General features: G+C 60.9%; 15 protein-coding genes and 2 pseudogenes. 6 read left to right on the forward strand and 11 right to left on the reverse strand.

The genetic code is table 11. The features are described from left to right. Positions 1-28 precede the first annotated feature (28 nt). Together FFS13_RS17065 and FFS13_RS17070 are read left to right on the forward strand one after the other, a co-directional pair. Entirely contained in the window at positions 29-475 is a 447-nt protein-coding gene (locus FFS13_RS17065; RefSeq protein WP_137820257.1) for an HIT family protein, read from the forward strand. Positions 476-478: 3 nt separating this feature from the next. After that, entirely contained in the window at positions 479-1252 is a 774-nt protein-coding gene (locus FFS13_RS17070; protein ID WP_137820258.1) for a class II glutamine amidotransferase, read from the forward strand. 202 nt (positions 1253-1454) lie between these two features. Here the strand turns inward: FFS13_RS17070 and FFS13_RS17075 are convergent, their stop codons facing one another. Continuing rightward, a complete protein-coding gene (locus tag FFS13_RS17075) occupies positions 1455-2633 on the reverse strand; it encodes a VWA domain-containing protein (protein ID WP_137820259.1) in 1179 nt (392 codons plus the stop codon). Between the two features lie 143 nt (positions 2634-2776). Further along, entirely contained in the window at positions 2777-3622 is an 846-nt protein-coding gene (locus FFS13_RS17080) for a MoxR family ATPase (protein WP_137820260.1), read from the reverse strand. Between the two features lie 242 nt (positions 3623-3864). Here FFS13_RS17080 and cysK point away from each other — a divergent pair, with 242 nt between their 5' ends. After that, entirely contained in the window at positions 3865-4839 is a 975-nt protein-coding gene (gene cysK, locus FFS13_RS17085; protein WP_137820261.1) for a cysteine synthase A, read from the forward strand. A gap of 226 nt (positions 4840-5065) precedes the next feature. On the opposite strand, the gene FFS13_RS17090 is transcribed toward cysK, so the two are convergent. The 4 genes from FFS13_RS17090 to FFS13_RS17105 form a co-directional block, all read right to left on the reverse strand. Further along, positions 5066-5971, reverse strand: coding sequence for a DMT family transporter (locus FFS13_RS17090; protein WP_137820262.1), 906 nt, complete (start codon positions 5969-5971; stop codon positions 5066-5068). 214 nt (positions 5972-6185) lie between these two features. Continuing rightward, positions 6186-7595, reverse strand: coding sequence for a cytosine permease (locus tag FFS13_RS17095; RefSeq protein WP_137820263.1), 1410 nt, complete (start codon positions 7593-7595; stop codon positions 6186-6188). 248 nt (positions 7596-7843) lie between these two features. Further along, positions 7844-8599, reverse strand: coding sequence for a TorF family putative porin (locus tag FFS13_RS17100; protein WP_137820264.1), 756 nt, complete (start codon positions 8597-8599; stop codon positions 7844-7846). Positions 8600-8715: 116 nt separating this feature from the next. Then, the gene (locus tag FFS13_RS17105; RefSeq protein WP_137820265.1) at positions 8716-10482 is read right to left on the reverse strand and encodes an amidohydrolase; all 1767 of its coding nucleotides are present in this window, start codon (positions 10480-10482) and stop codon (positions 8716-8718) included. Positions 10483-10590: 108 nt separating this feature from the next. Between FFS13_RS17105 and FFS13_RS17110 the strand changes: the two genes are divergently transcribed. Beyond that, the gene (locus FFS13_RS17110; RefSeq protein ID WP_137820266.1) at positions 10591-11505 is read left to right on the forward strand and encodes a LysR family transcriptional regulator; all 915 of its coding nucleotides are present in this window, start codon (positions 10591-10593) and stop codon (positions 11503-11505) included. 62 nt (positions 11506-11567) lie between these two features. On the opposite strand, the pseudogene FFS13_RS17115 reads toward FFS13_RS17110, so the two are convergent. The 5 genes and pseudogenes from FFS13_RS17115 to FFS13_RS17135 form a co-directional block, all read right to left on the reverse strand. Next, positions 11568-11789: pseudogene (locus FFS13_RS17115) on the reverse strand (hypothetical protein); the annotation flags it as partial. A 230-nt stretch (positions 11790-12019) separates the two neighbouring features. Continuing rightward, entirely contained in the window at positions 12020-12925 is a 906-nt protein-coding gene (locus FFS13_RS17120; protein ID WP_137820267.1) for a DMT family transporter, read from the reverse strand. After that, positions 12915-14237 (reverse strand): diaminobutyrate--2-oxoglutarate transaminase, encoded by a 1323-nt coding sequence (gene ectB / locus FFS13_RS17125; protein WP_137820286.1) that lies wholly within the window; start codon positions 14235-14237, stop codon positions 12915-12917. Before ectB ends, FFS13_RS17120 begins: the two co-directional genes overlap by 11 nt. Before the next feature lie 67 nt (positions 14238-14304). After that, on the reverse strand, positions 14305-15648 hold the full coding sequence (locus FFS13_RS17130) for a lysine N(6)-hydroxylase/L-ornithine N(5)-oxygenase family protein (RefSeq protein WP_137820268.1): 1344 nt from the start codon (positions 15646-15648) through the stop codon (positions 14305-14307). A gap of 130 nt (positions 15649-15778) precedes the next feature. Next, positions 15779-16402, reverse strand: a complete 624-nt coding sequence (locus FFS13_RS17135; RefSeq protein WP_137820269.1) for a glutathione S-transferase family protein — start codon at positions 16400-16402, stop codon at positions 15779-15781. Positions 16403-16485: 83 nt separating this feature from the next. Between FFS13_RS17135 and FFS13_RS17140 the strand changes: the two genes are divergently transcribed. Next, positions 16486-17331, forward strand: coding sequence for an AraC family transcriptional regulator (locus FFS13_RS17140; RefSeq protein ID WP_137820270.1), 846 nt, complete (start codon positions 16486-16488; stop codon positions 17329-17331). A 270-nt stretch (positions 17332-17601) separates the two neighbouring features. After that, positions 17602-17814 (forward strand): annotated as a pseudogene (locus FFS13_RS17150) (LysR family transcriptional regulator); the annotation flags it as partial. Positions 17815-17832: the final 18 nt, after the last annotated feature.

Consider the following 17832-nt stretch of genomic DNA (forward strand, 5'->3'; position numbering starts at 1 on the left):
ATGGGCCACCTGCGATTAAGGAAAGTCCATGAACTGTGTGTTCTGCGCCATCGCGGCCGGCCAGCTGCCGGCCCATCGGCTGTTTGAGGACGAGCACTTTCTCGTCATCCTCGACATCTACCCCTTGCGCCCGGCCCATGTGCTGATCGTCAGCCGCGAGCACGCACCTTATTTGAGCGATCTGTCGGCTGCCGCCCGCGCGCAGTTACTGACCCTGGCCGAGCGGATGACCCGTGCGTTGCGCGGTTCGGGCTACGGCAGTGAGGGGATTAATCTCCTGCTCAATGACGGCCCGGCGGCCAACCAGCATGTGCCGCACCTGCATGTGCATTTGATTCCGCGCCGTTCGGGCGATCTGCTCGGCGGCGCCTGGCGCGTGCTGACCCGTTTTCTGCCGGTGGGCCGCCAGGCACTGCAGGCCCGCCTGGATGCGGAAGCGGGATTATTGCGTAACGCCTTGAAGCGAGAATCCTGAGCCATGTGTGAATTGCTGGGCATGAGCGCCAATGTGCCGACCGATATCGTCTTCAGCTTCACCGGGCTGATGCAGCGTGGCGGCGGTACCGGCCCGCACCGCGATGGCTGGGGCATCGCCTTCTACGAAGGCCGCGGCTTGCGGCTGTTCCAGGACCCGGCGGCGAGCGTGGACTCGGAAGTGGCCAAGCTGGTGCAGCGCTACCCGATCAAGAGCGAGGTGGTGATCGGCCATATCCGCCAGGCCAACGTCGGCAAGGTCTGCTTGGCCAATACCCATCCGTTCGTTCGCGAGTTGTGGGGGCGCAACTGGTGCTTCGCCCATAACGGCCAGTTGGCGGACTTTCAGCCGACCCCGGGCTTCTACCGGCCGGTCGGTGATACCGATAGTGAGGCGGCCTTTTGCGATCTGCTCAACCAGGTGCGCACGGCCTTCCCCGAGCCGGTCGCGGTGGAAGAACTGTTGCCCGCGTTGGTCCGTGCCTGTGCCACCTACCGTACTCAAGGGGTGTTCAACTGCCTGCTGAGCGATGGCGACTGGTTGTTCGCCTTCTGTTCGAGCAAGTTGGCGCAGATTACCCGCCGTGCTCCTTTTGGCCCGGCGCGCTTGAAAGATGTCGATGTGATAGTGGATTTTCAGGCGGAAACCACGCCAAACGATGTGGTGACGCTGCTGGCCACCGAGCCCTTGACCGAAAACGAGAGCTGGACCCTGTACCAGCCGGGCGAATGGAGCCTGTGGCGGCGCGGCGAATGCGTGGCCCAGGGGCGCAGCTGAGGAGGGGGGATGTTTAACTGTGTAGGACGTAGGCTGGGTTTCATGAGGCGCATCCATGCACCTCACCCTACGGGCAGCTAAAGCTGTGCAAAACGGCTTTACTGCCGTTTTGTCACTGCGTTCTACCCAGCCTACGGCAGGCCCATCCAGGGTTACAGGCATATCCAGGGTTAAACGAAACGGGCCCCAGCGGGCCCGTTGTTCATTTGGACAAAAACTTCATCCCGTCTTCCAAGCCACGCAAGCTCAGTGGGTACATCTGATCCTCCAATAGATCGCGGACGATGCTGGTCGAGGCGGTGTAGGTCCAAGTGTCCTTGGGGTAGGGGTTGATCCAGATGAGCTTCTTGTACTTCTCCCGGAAACGCTGCATCCAGACGTAACCCGGCTCCTCGTTCCAGTGCTCGACGCTGCCGCCGGCCTGGGTGATTTCGTAAGGCGCCATGGCCGCATCGCCGACGAACACCACCTTGTAATCGGCGCCGTACTTGTGCAGCAGATCCTGGGTGGAGAAACGCTCGGAGGTGCGCCGCAGGTTGTTCTTCCACACCGACTCGTAGACGAAGTTGTGGAAGTAGAAGTATTCCAAGTGCTTGAACTCGGTCTTGCAGGCCGAGAACAGCTCCTCGCAGACCTTGACGTGGGCATCCATCGAGCCGCCGATGTCGAACAGAATCAGCAGCTTCACGTTGTTGCGGCGTTCCGGGCGCATCTGGATGTTCAGCAGACCGCCATCGCGGGCGGTGAAGTCGATGGTGCCATCCAGATCCAGCTCGTCCTGCGCACCCTGGCGGGCGAACTTGCGCAGGCGGCGCAGGGCGACCTTGATGTTGCGCGTGCCCAGCTCGACCTGATCGTCGAGGTTCTTGTACTCGCGCTGATCCCAGACCTTGACCGCCCGGCCCTGGCGCTTGCCGGCGTCGCCGACGCGGATGCCTTCCGGGTTGAAACCGCCGGAGCCGAACGGGCTGGTGCCGCCGGTGCCGATCCACTTGCTGCCGCCTTCGTGGCGCTCCTTTTGCTCTTCGAGGCGTTTCTTGAACTCTTCGATCAGCTTGTCCAGGCCGCCGAGGGACTGGATGTTCGCCCGTTCCTCATCGGTCAGCAGGCGCTCGAACTCCTTGCGCAGCCATTCATCGGGGATCAGCGCTTCGATGTGCTGATTGAGGTTTTCCAGGCCCTTGAAGTAGGCGCCGAAGGCCCGGTCGAACTTATCGAAATGCCGCTCGTCCTTGACCAGGATGGTGCGGGCGAGGAAGTAGAACTCGTCCATATCGGCGAACACGACGTTGTGTTTCAGCGCGTTGATCAGGTCCAGCAGCTCGCGCACCGACACCGGCACCTTGGCGGCGCGCATTTCGTTGAATAGGTTGAGCAGCATGGCTGCACCTCACTTGCGGATTCATCCCCTCTCCCTTGAGGGAGAGGGCTAGGGAGAGGGGGAGCCAGGCAACCACGGTGCTGCTCTTACCACCCTCTCCCCCGGCCCCTCTCCCGCAAGCGGGAGAGGGGAGATTAAAGGCTTCAGCGGCTGGCGCGACGGCTCATAAAAGCCAGGCGCTCGAGCAGTTGCACGTCCTGCTCGTTCTTCACCAGGGCGCCTGCCAGCGGCGGGATGGCCTTGGTCGGATCGCGTTCGCGCAGTACCGCTTCGCCGATGTTGTCGGCCATCAGCAGCTTCAGCCAATCGACCAGCTCGGAGGTGGAGGGCTTCTTCTTCAGGCCAGGCACCTTGCGCACATCGAAGAACACGTCGAGGGCTTCGCTGACCAGATCCTTCTTGATGTCGGGGTAATGCACATCGACGATCTTCTGCAGCGTGGTGCGGTCCGGGAAGGCGATGTAGTGGAAGAAGCAGCGCCGCAGGAAGGCGTCCGGCAGCTCTTTTTCGTTGTTCGAGGTGATGATGATGATCGGGCGTTTCTTCGCCTTGATCGTCTCGTTGGTCTCGTAAACGTAGAACTCCATCTTGTCGAGTTCTTGCAGCAGGTCGTTGGGGAACTCGATGTCGGCCTTGTCGATCTCATCGATCAGCAGAATCACCCGCTCATCGCTCTCGAAGGCCTCCCAGAGCTTGCCCTTCTTGATGTAGTTGCGAACGTCGTGAACCTTGTCGGAATCCAGCTGCGAGTCGCGCAGGCGGCTGACCGCGTCGTACTCGTAGAGGCCCTGGTGGGCCTTGGTGGTGGATTTGATGTGCCAGGTGATCAGCTTGGCGCCGAAGGATTCCGCCAACTGCTCGGCGAGCATGGTCTTGCCGGTACCGGGCTCACCCTTGACCAGCAGCGGGCGCTCCAGGGTGATGGCGGCGTTCACCGCGAGTTTGAGATCGTCGGTGGCGACGTAAGCCTGGGTGCCTTCGAACTTCATCGGAAAATCCTCGAACGGTAACGCCTGGGCAAAACCCGGCGGTTCAGTATTTTAAAAAAGCCGACTATAACGCGCGGGAGGCGCGACTGTGAACGCAGACGGGCCATTCAGTCACTGAATGGCGAGTCAGCCCGCTGCTGTCACCGTAGCCTGCGCTCGTTAGCGGCGAGCGAACTGGACGCCCACCCGGCGTAGTTTTAGGCTTGAAGTTTTTCCGGCAGCACACGCAGAAGGACACCGCTATGAGCCGTATCTACGCAGACAACGCCCAGTCCATTGGCAATACGCCATTGGTGTTTATCAACCGTCTAGGCCCGAAGGGTGTGACTATCCTGGCCAAGATCGAGGGGCGTAACCCGGCCTATTCGGTTAAATGCCGGATTGGCGCCAGCATGGTCTGGGACGCCGAGGAGCGTGGTGCGCTCAAGCCAGGCATGACTATTGTCGAGCCAACCTCCGGAAATACCGGCATTGGCTTGGCTTTCGTCGCCGCGGCCCGTGGTTATCAGCTGCTGCTGACCATGCCGGCGTCCATGAGCTTGGAGCGGCGCAAGGTGTTGAAAGCCCTCGGCGCCGAGCTGGTACTGACCGATCCCGCCAAAGGTATGAAGGGTGCCATCGACAAGGCCACGGAAATCGCCGCTGCCGATCCGGGCAAGTACTTCCTGCCGCAGCAGTTCGACAACCCGGCCAACCCGGTGATCCACGAGAAGACCACCGGCCCGGAAATCTGGCGCGACACCGACGGCGCCGTCGATGTGCTGGTCTCAGGTGTCGGCACCGGTGGCACCCTTACCGGCGTGTCGCGCTATATCAAGAAAACCTGTGGCAAACCGATTCTTTCGGTGGCGGTGGAGCCGCTCGGCTCTCCGGTCATCACCCAGGCGCTGGCGGGTGAAGAGATCAAGCCGAGCCCGCACAAGATCCAGGGCATTGGTGCCGGTTTCGTGCCGAAGAACCTCGATCTGTCGATGGTCGACCGGGTCGAACTGGTCGGCGACGAGGAGGCCAAGGCCATGGCGCTACGGCTGATGCGCGAGGAAGGCATCCTCTGTGGCATCTCCTGCGGCGCGGCGATGGCGGCAGCGGTGCGCCTGGCCGAGCGTCCGGAAATGCAGAGCAAGACCATAGTGGTGATCCTGCCCGACTCCGGCGAGCGCTACCTCTCCAGCATGCTGTTCAGCGATATGTTCAGCGAGCAGGAGTTGGTGCAGTAAGAACCTGTTCAATATCTGCTGCGCTTGGCCATGCTGCGTTGAAAACAGGCTCGGACTGCTCATTTACAACTCGTAAACTCCGCGTCCTCGCCTGTTTTCGCCTTGCCTGACCTGCGCTCGCGACGATCTTGAACAGGTTCTTAGGCCAGTTGCTTTGTTCGAGGCCGCCGGCTGGCGGCCTTTGCTGAGCGGGAATTGAGGGGGCGATAGCGAAGTCCTGTCCGCCCTACGCCGACTCTTGTGCCATCGCCGGCGCTGGCGCCGGCCTCAAGACCAGCCATAGCGCCAACCCGATCAATACGCCGCCGTAGAGGTAGGCCCAGGACAGTTGTTCGTCGAGCAACAGCACGCCCCAGAACACCCCGAAGGGTGGGATCAGAAAGGTCACGGTGGTCGCCTTGATCGGGCCGATATCACTAAGCAGGCGGAAATACAGCACATAGGCATAGGCCGTGCAGACCAGGCCCAGCCCGGCCAATGACAGCCAGACGCTGCCGCCGCCCCAACTCGCCGGTGGCTGGCTGATGGCGGAATAGGCGAACAGCGGCAGCAGGCACAGGGTTGCGCCGAACATGCTGCCGCAGGCGGCGAGACGATTGTCCAGGCCATCCGGGCCCAGCCAGCGGCGGGTCAGGAAACCAGCAAAGCCGTAGCAGGCGGTGGCGATCAGGCAGGCCGCGGCGCCCCAGAGCAGTTGCGCATCGAACGCGACTGGCCCGGTACGGGTCAGCAGACCGACGCCCAGCAGTCCCAACAGCACGCCGCCGGCCTTGCTCGGGGTCAAGCCTTCGGCGAAGAACAGCGCGCCGATCAATACGCCCATCAGCGGCGTGCTGGCGTTGAAAATGGCCGAATAGCCGGCCGGCAGCACCTGCGCTGCGGCGCAATACAGGGCGGCGGGAATCCCTGAGTTGATCACGCCGAGCAGCAAACACTGCTTGAACTTGCCGCGGAAATCCCAGTTCAGCCGCAGCACCAGGAGGATCACCACCAAGCCGACGGCGGCCAGCGAGACGCGGAAAAAGGCACTCGGCAGGGCGCCGAGCACCGGCACTATGATCCGCATAAACAGGAAGCTGGCGCCCCAGATGGCGGCGAGCAGCAATAAGCGGGCGTAGTCGGCGAGTCTCACGGCAATCTCCTGGCCTGCGGCTGAGGCGAGAGTGTTGCCGGGTGTCTGGGTTAAGGCAATCCGAAAAATGCTTTCAAACTCGCCGGCCCATGCCGCTTATTAGAGGGCTGCCTGTTGCCCAGCCATCGATGCACACGCTGCTGGCGTTTATCGACTGTCTCGCCGCATCCTCGGTGGTCCAGAAACTCCGCCGGTGTTGCCGGCGGAGTTTCACTCAGGCCTCTTGGGTAGGTTCTGGCGCAGCCAGGGCCGATGTCCTGGCCAGCAGGTAATAGTGAATGCCCGGTACCAGCAGACCGACTATCCAGGAGATATCGATGCCGCCGAGTTGCGCGACCATCGGCCCGGTGTAGAAGTGGGTGTCGACGAAGGGCAGCTGAATCAACACGCCGGTGACATACACGCTGATCCCCATAAGGTTCCAACGACCGTAGCGACCGTCCGGGTCGGACAGCGCCTGCACGTCATAGCGCTCCTTGTTGATGAAGTAATAGTCCACCAGGTTGATCGCGCTCCAGGGCGTGAAGAAGGTCAGCAGGAACAGGATGAAGAACTTGAATGCACTCAGAAACGAGTTCTGGCCGAGCAGGGCGAGGGCGGTGGAGGCGCCGACAATCGCCAACACGAACAGCATGCGCTGCACGGCGGAGATCTGCAGGCGACCGCGGAAGCCACTGATGACGGTGGCCATGCACATGAAGCTGCCATAGGCGTTGAGGGTGGAGACCGTGACCTTGCCGAGCACCACGCTCAAATACAGCAGGGCGGCCATCACCCCGGTGCTGCCCAGCCCGACTATGGTGGCCACCTCGTGGCCGCGGAAATTCGCGCCCGCCAACGCCGCCGCGAACACCCCCAGCACCATCGAGGCCTGGGCGCCCAGCACGGTGCCGAGGCCGACGGCGGTGAAGGTCTTCCAGGACGAGGTCTTGCTCGGCAGGTAACGCGAATAGTCGGCCACATAGGGGCCGAAGGCGATCTGCCAGGACGCCGAGAGGGACACCGCCAGCAGGAAGGAACTCCAGCCGAAGTGGCGGTTGTCCAGCAGCAGGCCGATATCGTTGAGCGTCAGCAGGCGGGTGAACAGGTAAGCGAAGGCCATGATGCCGAGCACGCTGGTGACCTTGCCGACCAGGTGAATGACCCGATAACCGAAGATGGTCAGGAACGCGATGCAGGCCGCGAAGATCAGGATGCCGGCGCTGTCGCTGACCTCGATCAACTGGGCGATGGCTTGTCCCGACAAGACCGCGCCGGTGGCGCTGAAGCCGAGATACATCAGGCACACCAGCACAATCGGGATGGCCGCACCGTAGACCCCGAACTGCACGCGGCTGGAGATCATCTGCGGCAGCCCGAGCTTGGGCCCCTGGGCGGCATGCAAGGCCACCACTGCGCCGCCGAACAGCTGACCGACCAGCAAGCCGATCAGCGACCAGAACACGTCGCCGCCCAGCACCACGGCCAAGGCCCCTGTGACTATCGCGGTGATCTGCAGGTTGGCGCCGAGCCAGAGGCTGAACTGGCTGTAGAGGCTGCCATGGCGCTCGGCCTCGGGGATGTAATCGATCGAGCGTTGCTCGATCAGCGGAGGGCGTTGCGGGCTAGCGTTGACCTTGCTCATTACTGAGTTTTCCTTGAGAGACGGGCTGCTGCTCTGGTTTTTGTTGGGGGGCATTGAGCGCCGCTACTCCAGCCGGCCTTGCGCGCCTGCGGCGGCGGGCTACGCCTCACCGGCAGCCGACTCGGGGCAGCGTTACCAAGCCGTGGCTGGTTGAGCCTGCAGTCGGAGCCAAGCCCGCAGCGCCAGAGGGCTGGCCGATTTCGACGGCGCATGGCGCAGGAAGCGGGCGGTGCTTGGGCGGCGGCCGGTTAGAAGGTCTTGCTGGCGCTGACGACCAGGGTGGCGCTGCACAGGTCGTCGTAACCGGAGAAACTCTGGCATTCGCTGTCCGACAGGTCGGTGTCGACGTAGCTCAGGCCCCAGGTAACCCCGACCAGGTCGCGAGTCAGGCCGAGACTCCAGTTGTTATAGTCTTCCTCGGCGTGGCTAAAGTCGCGATTGAAGAATGCCTCGTCCTTGTAGTCGACATTTTCGAAGCGGGCTTCGAAGCCGACCTCGAATGGCAACTGGGTGTGGTAGCCGATAAAGCTGGTGAAGGTGTCTTCATCGGTGTCGACCGTGTGTTTGGCACCGAGAAACACCCCATACATATCCAGGGTGGCGGTGATGTCGCTGGAGTTGAACTGGCTCTCACCCGGGTAGGTGTATTTGCCGTACATGGTGTCCAGGCTGATGTCGTCGGTCAGTTGCCAGTAGTAGCCGGCGTAGTAGTCGACTTCCTGACGGGTGTTGAAGCTGTGATCGTTGCCTTCTTCGTCGATGAATTTGCCGAAGTCGACATTGGTGGTCCAGGCGCCGGCATACAGGCCGCTGGCATGGGTGAGCATGAGATCCAATTGGGCGGCCGGATCACCCAGGGTTTGTGAGATGCCGCTGGAGCGGTAATCGCTGACAATCTTGGGGGTGATGACCAGGCCGAACTGGTCGTTCAGTTCGACGGCCTGTGCCGTGCTCAAGGTGAGCAGGGTGAGACCTGCCAGGGTTATGGCTTTGACTGCGTGCATGGGGATTTCCTTGTTGTTATAGGGTGACGCTTAAGGCTGCGCCCGGCCTCAGCGGCAACGGGGAGCAGGACCGTTACGGCTGGGCGGGGGCAGACAATGTTGCTCGGGGGAAGGGTTTATTGCGCTTGCGCGACAGTCTTGCTCTGCTCGGCGCTGTACACCGCCTGGCCGGCGAAGAAGGTCTGCACTACCTGGGTGTCGAACAGTTCCGCGTCGCTGACCTTGAATACATCGCGGTCGAGGACGATCAGGTCGGCCTGTTTGCCGGGTGCCAGGGAGCCGATCTGGTCTTCCAGGCGCAGGGCCTTGGCGGCGTTGAGGGTGTAGGCGTAGAACATGCTTTTGCGATCGATGCTCTCGGCGCTGTTGAGCACGCCGAGCGGGCCTTTGCGGGTGCTGGCCTGGGCGATGGCATTCCACGGGTTGGGGCTGGACACCGGCCAGTCGCTGGCGCCGGCGATGGTGGCGCCGGCCTTGTGCAGCGATTGGGCAGGGTACTGGTAGCGGTAGGTGTAGGCACTGACGTAGGGCTTGACCAGCTCCTCGGTGTAGCTTTCCGCGGTGGCCCACAGCAGCTGCATGGAGGCGATCACGCCGAGCTGCTTGAAGCGCGGAAACTCCTTGGGGTTGACCAGCTGCAGGTGGCTGATGCTGTGCGGCACCGGTGTCGGCTTGAGCGAGCGGGCATATTCGAAGGCATTCAACGACTCACGCACGGCGCGGTCGCCCACCGCATGGATATGTGCGATCCAGCCCTGTTGTTCGATGGCGGCCACCAGCTTGCCGAAGTTCTGCGGGTCGACCAGCAACTGCCCCTGCTTGTGGCTGTTGTTATAGGGATCGATCACCGCGGCGGTCTGCCCCGGGTACTCGAGGACGCCGTCGGCGAATATCTTGATCCCGGGGAAGGTCAGGTTCGGCACGCCGTGGAACTGCTGCATCACGTTCGCCTGCACCTGCAGGTCTTGCGGCTTGCTCTGCGGGTGGGCGAGCAGCAGGGCGGCGACGTGCACGTTCAGCTCGCCGTTCTCGGCCAGCTGGCGGTACAGCGGCAGCACGCCGAGGTCGTGCTCGGTGGGGCGCATCTCGAACAGCGACTGCTCGCCGCCGCCATTGGCTGCGGCATCCATCCAGGCGGTGACGCCGACCTGCAGGTTGACCCGCACCGCCTCGCGCGCGGCCTTCAGCATCAGCTCGGCGGACGGTTCCGGCAGTTGGCCGCGTACCCGGTCCCAGCCGTTTTCGCTGAGGAAGCCGGTGGGGGTCAGGTCGCTTTCGTGCTCGATATAGCTGGCTTCCTTGGCGTCCAGGCCCTTGATCAGCTTGGCGTCGATGCCGACCCGTTGCAGCATGGCGCGGTTGGCCCAGCCGGTATGCCCGTCGATGCCGTCTAGCACCAGCGGCTGGTTGGCCCAGCGGCCCTGATTGAAGCGCTTGGCCAGCTCGCGGCTGTGCTGCCAGTACGCCGAGCTGGCTCCGGAGATCACCACGATGTCTTCCAGGCGCGCAGTGCCGGCCTGGTCCTGCTCGATGATCCACTGTTCCAGCTCGGCCAGCGGCTTGACCTCGTCGTACAGGTTGGCGCGCAGGCTGGCCAGGGCGCCCATGATCGGATGGCTGTGGGTGTCGATCATGCCGGGCATCAGCACCTTGCCGGCCAGGTCGATACGCTGGGTCTTGGCATCGGCCAGAGCCAGGATCTCGGCATCGCTACCGACCTTGAGGATCTTGCCGTTCTCCACGGCCACCGCTTGGGCCAGTGGTTGGCCGGGCTCGGCGGTGAACACCTTGCCGTTGAACAGCAGCAGATCGGCGGCGGCCATGGCTTCCATCGAGGAAAAAGCCATCGCGGCGGCCAACAGACTTGGAATAAATCGTTGCATCGGAGCTGCCTCTAGTTTTTATTGGTCTGGCCGCGAGACTAGCGCCTGGCGCAGACCGGCAGAACACCGTTACTGCGCAAAACCTTTTTGCCAAATAGGAAAAGCAACATGGACAAGCTCGGCGCCCTGAGCATGTTTGTCGCCACCGCCGAGCACGGCAGTTTCAGTCGTGCGGCCGAGCAGTTGGGTAAAACGCCCTCGGCCTTGACCAAGGCCGTCAGCCATCTGGAGGCCGAACTGGGCGCGCAACTGTTCGAGCGCAGCACCCGGCGTACGGCGTTGACCGAGGCCGGCCGGCTCTATCTGGAAACCGCCCGCCAGGTGTTGCAGCGTCTGCATGACGCCGGTGAGGAGATCGGCCAGTTGCAACACGGCCTGCACGGCCACCTGAGGTTGACCGCGCCGCTGGCGTTTGGCCGAGCCTTTCTCGATGAGGCCTGTGCCGGCTTTCTCGCCGCCCATTCGCAGATCAAGCTGCGGGTGGACCTGTGCGATGCCTTCGTCGATCTGGTCGAGGGGGGTTACGACCTGGCCTTGCGCGAGGGCCGCAGCGACCTGCCGGGGTTGATCGCCAAACCCCTGGGGCAAAACCGCATAGTGCTGTGCGCCAGCCCGGCGTATCTGGCCGCCAATCCGGCAGCGGTCAGCCCGGAAACCTTCGACCGCCATCAATGGCTGATCTACCGCCATCCGGCGCTGGACCAGAACTACTGGTGGCTGTCCCTGGCTGGGATGCGCCTACGGGTCCCTCAGCCGGCGGCTCGCCTGCAGAGCGACAATTACGACCTGCTGCTGGCCAATACCCTGATGGGCGCAGGGCTGCACAGCTGCCCGTTGTGGAGTGTGAAGCCCTATCTGGAGAGCGGCCAGTTGCTGCAGGTGATGACCGAGTACGACTTCGACCCGGACGCTTTCGGCCCGTTGATCCTCGCCGTCTACCCCAGCCATAGACGGGCGACGCGCAAGGTGCAGGCGTTTATCGACCATCTCGCGGCCTTCCTCGAGGCCCGCGACCTGGCCTGAACGAAGCGGGCTTTCCACAGCTGAGGATCAGAGTGCCCCGCGGAGGCAGGGCACTGTGGGCTTTAGAAACTCTTGCTGACGCTGGCGACCACAGTCGCCGTGCAGACGTCGGTAAAGCCGTAGTAGCTGGCGCCCTCGCTTTCCGAGATATTGGTGTCGACGTAGCTCAGGCCCCAGGTGACGCCGAACAGATCGCGGCTCAGCTTGGCTTCCCACTCGTAGTAGGACTCACTGCTGCTGGCCCAGAACAGCGGGTCCTTGAAGTCCATCCGCCCGTAGCGCAGAGAGTAGGGTGGGCATAACCAAGTCTTGTCCACCTTCCACGGCGGACAAGCCGTCAGCGGTATGTACGGCCTACGCCGCTGTGAGTCGCGTGATCGGCAGCAATCGGCCAGTAGCGGTCAGTCGTGACCGGCAGAAACCGACTACGTGCAGACCTTGCGGGCCTGCGCGTAGCATATTGGTCGGTTCACGGCAGCCCGTCGATCACGACGCTGCCGTGACATGCCTCACGTCAGGCCGCCTCGGGTAAAGGCTGCGCTTTCTCCGGCGGTTTGATCGAACCGATGTACACCGCAAAGATGGTCAGCAGCGCGCCGCAAATCTGCAGCGCGGAGCTGGCCTTGCCGAGAAAGGCGATATCGATGAAGTACGTGATCACCGGCTCCAGCAACAGGATCAGACCGGCCAACCCCAGACTGAGAGCACCGATCGAACGGTTGACCAGCAGCCAGCCGACGAACTGCACCAGCCCCCCGTAGATGATCAGCATCAGCAGGGTCTGCCCATCCACGATCGCCAGGCTCTCCCCGGTCGCCAGCGCATACGCCAGCAACACCAGCGCCGCCCAGAGACTCAAATTGAGCATCTGCGCGATTTTGTCGCCACCGCCGTCAGGCAACTGTGTATTGATCTTCAGGAAGTACACGCAGATGGCATACGCCAGCCCCGACAGCACGCCATACACCACGCCCTTGACCTCCACCGCGCTGTTCATTTCGGGCAGCAGCAACAGATACAGTCCGACGAAGGCCAAGGTGATGGAAATCAGGAAGTAGATCGAAGGTTTTTCCTTCAACAGGTACAACCCCAGCAGGGTCATGAAGAACACCTGACAGTTGGTCAGGATCGAGCCGATGCCCGGGCCGACGATATAGATGCTCTGGTGCCAGAGCACTAGGTCGATGGCCAGGAAGACCCCGGCCAACGCGGTGTACAGCTGTGCCTTGAAGCTTTTGAGCAGCACCGGGATTCTGCGCACCTTGAGCAGCAGGAAGAACAGGATCGAGGCGAACAGCATCCGATAGAACCCTGCGCCACCCGCGCCGATATGGGCGAAGGCGACAGCCAAGGCAGACAGGCTGAGCATCAGCCCGCCAATGGTCAGTTCGATGATCGCGCGATTGCTATTAGTCGACATGAGAGACCTCATTGAGGAAAACCAAAGCATCCGTGTCACTGTCCGGTTCGCTGAACGAGGCCTGGTCCAGCACCTGCTGCATGGCCTCAAAAATGCTGTCCAGACCAGCCTGCAGGGTTTCCATGCCGATCGTCAGGGCCGGCATCAGCTTGAGCACCTGATCTTCTGGACCGCAGCGCTCAATGATCAAACGACGCACAAAGCATGCGCGCATCACCGCTGCGGCCAGCGACGCATCGTGAAACTCGATGCCATAGAACAGCCCGCGTCCACGCACCTGCTTGATCTGCGCAGCGAAGCGCTCAGTCACCACGCCGAGCCAGGTCTTGAGCAGTGCTTCATTGGCCTGGATATGCTTGACCAAGCGGTCGTCGCTCCAGAACTCCTGCAGCGTCTTGGTCGCCGCGACAAAGGCCAGGGTGTTGCCGCGGAAGGTGCCGTTGTCTTCGCCGGGCACCCACTGATCCAGCTCAGGGCGATGCAGCAACAGCGCGAACGGCAAGCCATAACCACTGAGGGACTTCGACAGGCAGACCATATCCGGCGTGATTCCGGCTGGTTCAAAGCTAAAGAAGGTGCCCGTCCGGCCACAACCGGCCTGGATATCATCAATGATCAACAGGATGTCGTGCTTGGCAGTCAGCTTGCGCAGACGCCGCAGCCAGTCAGAGGATGCTACGTTGATCCCGCCTTCGCCCTGAATGGTTTCCAGTATCACGGCGGCCGGGATATCCATGCCAGAGCTGTTGTCGTTGAGTAGGCGCTCGAAATACTCGATGGAATCCATCCCCTTCAAATAACCGTCATAGGGCATGCGGAACACATAAGGGTCGACGCCGGGCTGGCGGTTGTCGCGGTTGCCGGTCAACCCCAGCGAGGTGCTGGACATACCGTGAAAGCCATTGGTGAAGGCCACGATATGCCGCCGTCCGGTGACCTTGCGAGCCAGTTTAATCGCCGACTCCACCACGCTGGTGCCGGTGGGCGAAGTGAACTGCATCTTGTAGGGCAAAGCTCGCTGTTCGAGGATGATCTTGCGGAAGTTGAAGATGAACTCCTGCTTGGCTCGGCTGTGCATATCCAATGCAGCCTGGATACCATCACGCTGCAGGTAGTCGATCACCGCCGCCTTGACCGGCTTGGGATTGTGACCATAGTTAACTGAGCCGGCGCAACTTAGAAAGTCGATGTACGCCAGTCCCTTGAGGTCGTACAGATAGCTGCCTTGAGCCTGATCGAAGACCACCGGAAAACTGCGGCAATAACTGCGCGCCTGAGACTCGACTTCAGCAAATACACCCAACTCATCCATTCCTGAAATTTCCATTCACTGCCTACTCCATAAAGGGTCGAGGTTCAGAATTCGATTCAGCCACTACTCAGGCGATTCTTTCCGCGGGTTCCACCTGCCCCAGCTGCTCGCTCAACGAGTTGAAAATATCCCGGGCACGCAACGACAGCAGGCTGAAGGAGCCGGCATCGCCGTAGCCGTGGGACGACTCGCACAAGCCATTGAGGTAAAGCGCCGGCAGGCTGTAGCCCTTGCGCGCAGAAAGGCGATAATCGCGACCGATGCGAATCACGCCCTGCGCATCGCAGTCCAGGCTCTCGGCAAGGTCTCGGAGGATGGCAGGGAAACGCTCGTCCTGTGCTCCCGTCCCCAGGTTGCGGAACCCCGTGGCCAGCACGATGGCGTCCAGGTCGGGCAGCTGTTCGGCGGTTTGGCCTTGAGTGCCGAGCACCGTCAACGTGTAGCCCTGCGCCGAGGGTGTGCAGCTCTGGATTTCGCTGAGGTTCTTGATCGTGATCCTGTCCTTGCCCTGCAACTTGTCTTCGTACATGCCCACATACAACTCCGAGATCACGTCGGCGTCGGCGGCGGAATAGTTGGTGTAATGCAGGTGGCGATTGATGTTCTTTTTCGCCTCGGCAGAGCTGTTGTAGTACTGGTCGACAAAGGCCGGGAAGTACACGTGCTCGCTGAACTGGCTGGTGTCCTTGAGGCGGAAACCATAACCGCGCTGCACGTTGATGATTTCCAGCTGCGGGTAGCTATGCCGCAGATGCAGCATGATCTCGATCGCACTCTGGCTGCCGCCCACCACCGCCACCCGCTTCAGCTCGCGCTGCTGGGCTAGTTGTGCCAAACGCCCGAGGTACTGAGTCAGATGGAACACCCGATCCGGGGCACAGTCGGCGAACGCTTGCGGGATCACTGGCGTGCGACCCGGGGCGAGCACCAGCGAGCGGGCAAAAAACTGATTCCCGGTCTGAGTGGTCACGCAATACAGATTGCTTGCAGGGTCCACCTGAATCGTCGTCACCGCCTGGTTATAAGCCACATCCTTGGCAAAGAAACCCGCGACCCAACGCACGTATTCCGCGAATTCGCTGCGCAGGGGAAACTCCAAACCAAGGTTGAGGTGCTCAAAAAGCCGATCGTTCTCGAACAGGAAGTTGGTGAAGGTGTAGCGGCTACGAGGGTTGCGCGGAGTCACCAGGTCGCGACTCGGATGGTTCTGAATATCGCTGCCCGCCAACATCATCTCCGGCTGCCATTTCGTACTGGAATGGCGCTCAAGAAACAGTCGCGACCCAGCAAACTCCAACTCCTCCAAGGCAATGGCCAAGGCAATATTCGCCGGACCAAAACCTATGCCGATCACATCGTAGACTTGCCTATCACGCCCCGAATCCCTGGCATTAACTTTATGAACGCTCATAACTTCCTTCTCTTCTTGCCACAAAAGTCAGACTCGACAAAGCAGAAAAGACCAAAAGGTCTTTTCTGTCGTCAGTCAAAAAAATAAGTAATTTATAATTAGCTTTAATCGTTACAAGTAACGCAGCTTCTTAAACTGCTTGTTCGGCCAACTTCAACCATTTTTGTACAGGTGGATAAGCCAGAATTTTTTCAACATATCCCTGTAGTTGCGCGGGCACGGCAATACCATAACGACGGAAGCGAAACACCACAGGAACAAACATCGCATCAACAATGCCGAAGTCACCACAGAGGAACTGCTTTGAGCCGCTCACGTCGCGCAGGTGGTTCCAGATGGCGAAAATCCGCTGGATTTCTTCCTGGGTCTCGGCGGTCAGGCTTTCAGGGGTGTCGCCGGTGTTCAGGCCGAACGACATCTGCGTGCGCAGGTGGGTGAAGCCGGAGTGCATTTCCGCTGCAGCGGCTCGGGCCAGGGCCTTGATCCGCGAGTCCTGGGGCCATAGGTTGGCAGCAGGATAGGCGCCGGCAATGTATTCGCTGATGGCCAGGCTGTCGTTGATGACGATGTCGTTGAGCAACAGCGCCGGCACCTTGCCCGATGGCGAATGTTGAAGAATACGCTGACGGGTTTCGCTCTGTTCCAGCTTGATCTGAAGGGTTTCAAATGAAACATCAGCTGTCACAAGAACCAGCCATGCGCGTAATGACCATGAAGACTTATTAAAATCCCCAATAACTAGTTTTGTAGACATCGATTCCCCTGGCTTGCGTTATGAAATGGGTGCTAAATTTAGCCACTTTTTTTTCAAACGTATTGCACAAAACTGGACAAGTCATGGATGAGAATCGACACAATAAAGACCCTCGCGAGGGTAAGGGCTTTGTTAAATTCTGGCGTATACCCGAAGGCGACTGCGAGTTGTTATCCGCGCGTTACAGCACTCAATCTTTCGGCAGGCATTCACATGACCGATATGCGGTCGGCGTTATAAGTAGCGGCGTTGAAAAACTCTTCTATCGCGGCAGCTACTACTTGGGGGGTGCGGGCAGCGTGGTCACCATTAGCCCCGGCGAGATCCACGACGGCTTGCCAGGACACGATCAGGGCTGGATGTATCGAATGCTCTACATCGATCCGGAATGGGTCAACCGGGCGGTGTTCCAAGGGCGCTTTTCGGGTGATCATATCCACCTTTTTCAAACAGCCCTGAGCCAGGCACCGGACTTTGCTCGGACCTTTTTGCATCAACATCAAATCATTGAAAAATCCAATCCCAGTCTTGAACGGGAAACCATCCTGCTGGAGTTGGTGACGCAGCTCTTCGAGCGCAGCGGCGCGCCCATCGCACCGGTCAGTGCGGCTGAGCAGCACGCAGTGAAAAGGATCAAGAAGAAACTCGAGGACGAGTTCGACAAACACATCCCCCTGGAAGAACTAGCGCAGCTGGTGAACCTTGACCCGCTCTACCTGATCCGGGTGTTCAAAAAAAGCGTTGGAGTCTCCCCCCACAGCTATCAAATCCAGAAAAGAATCGCCCAGGTCCAAACACTGTTACGCACCGGGGCCAGCCTCGCCGAAGCGTCATTCGCTTGCGGTTTCTTCGATCAAAGCCACATGACCCGGGCGTTCAAAAAAGTAGTCGGCATCACACCCGGCAGCTTCCGCAACAGCCGAGCCTGAGCCTGTGCGCAATCCCATGGCCAGGCAGCCCTTCGCCTCCAACCCGCCACCGTGCTCCAGCACACTCTCCCGCGCAGCTGAAAGCCCCAGAACAACTCCGCCGGTGTTGCAGTTGCGCGAGCTTTCCATGTGAAAAAATGGCTTGAACACCTTGAATCGTCCCTCATTTCGTAGGTGCACTCGAACGTCAGCTATATTGGGTCGAAATGAGCCGCTGGGGGGCTAGCGGAAGCGGTCATCCCGTATGCAAATGCTTGGTCAGGGGGCTCCGGCCAAGGCCTGCAGTTCTGCCCGCAGTGGAGCGTGGCGCCCTACCTGGCCAGCGGGCAGCTGGTCCAGCTGCTCCCGGAGTACTGGCTGGAGCCCGATGCCTTCGGCCCCTGGGTGCATGTGCTCTACCTCGCCCACCGGCGCAGCACGCGCAAGGTCAAGGCGTTCATCGAATGCCTGGAGAACCATTTGCATGCGCGTGGGATCGGCTGAGAACGCTTTCCCTCGGCT

Source organism: Pseudomonas sp. 2FG, assembly GCF_005502935.1.
Lineage (GTDB): Bacteria > Pseudomonadota > Gammaproteobacteria > Pseudomonadales > Pseudomonadaceae > Aquipseudomonas.

What these genes read in the sequence shown, in the direction of transcription:
- FFS13_RS17080 (WP_137820260.1), bottom strand. Translation starts at nt 3,622, where the DNA reads ATGAAGTTCGAAGGCACCCAGGCTTACGTCGCCACCGACGATCTCAAA.
- FFS13_RS17105 (WP_137820265.1), bottom strand. Translation starts at nt 10,482, where the DNA reads ATGCAACGATTTATTCCAAGTCTGTTGGCCGCCGCGATGGCTTTTTCC.
- FFS13_RS17100 (WP_137820264.1), bottom strand. Translation starts at nt 8,599, where the DNA reads ATGCACGCAGTCAAAGCCATAACCCTGGCAGGTCTCACCCTGCTCACC.
- FFS13_RS17135 (WP_137820269.1), bottom strand. Translation starts at nt 16,402, where the DNA reads ATGTCTACAAAACTAGTTATTGGGGATTTTAATAAGTCTTCATGGTCA.
- FFS13_RS17130 (WP_137820268.1), bottom strand. Translation starts at nt 15,648, where the DNA reads ATGAGCGTTCATAAAGTTAATGCCAGGGATTCGGGGCGTGATAGGCAA.
- FFS13_RS17110 (WP_137820266.1), top strand. Translation starts at nt 10,591, where the DNA reads ATGGACAAGCTCGGCGCCCTGAGCATGTTTGTCGCCACCGCCGAGCAC.
- FFS13_RS17065 (WP_137820257.1), top strand. Translation starts at nt 29, where the DNA reads ATGAACTGTGTGTTCTGCGCCATCGCGGCCGGCCAGCTGCCGGCCCAT.
- FFS13_RS17070 (WP_137820258.1), top strand. Translation starts at nt 479, where the DNA reads ATGTGTGAATTGCTGGGCATGAGCGCCAATGTGCCGACCGATATCGTC.
- FFS13_RS17075 (WP_137820259.1), bottom strand. Translation starts at nt 2,633, where the DNA reads ATGCTGCTCAACCTATTCAACGAAATGCGCGCCGCCAAGGTGCCGGTG.
- cysK (WP_137820261.1), top strand. Translation starts at nt 3,865, where the DNA reads ATGAGCCGTATCTACGCAGACAACGCCCAGTCCATTGGCAATACGCCA.
- ectB (WP_137820286.1), bottom strand. Translation starts at nt 14,237, where the DNA reads ATGGATGAGTTGGGTGTATTTGCTGAAGTCGAGTCTCAGGCGCGCAGT.
- FFS13_RS17120 (WP_137820267.1), bottom strand. Translation starts at nt 12,925, where the DNA reads ATGTCGACTAATAGCAATCGCGCGATCATCGAACTGACCATTGGCGGG.
- FFS13_RS17095 (WP_137820263.1), bottom strand. Translation starts at nt 7,595, where the DNA reads ATGAGCAAGGTCAACGCTAGCCCGCAACGCCCTCCGCTGATCGAGCAA.
- FFS13_RS17140 (WP_137820270.1), top strand. Translation starts at nt 16,486, where the DNA reads ATGGATGAGAATCGACACAATAAAGACCCTCGCGAGGGTAAGGGCTTT.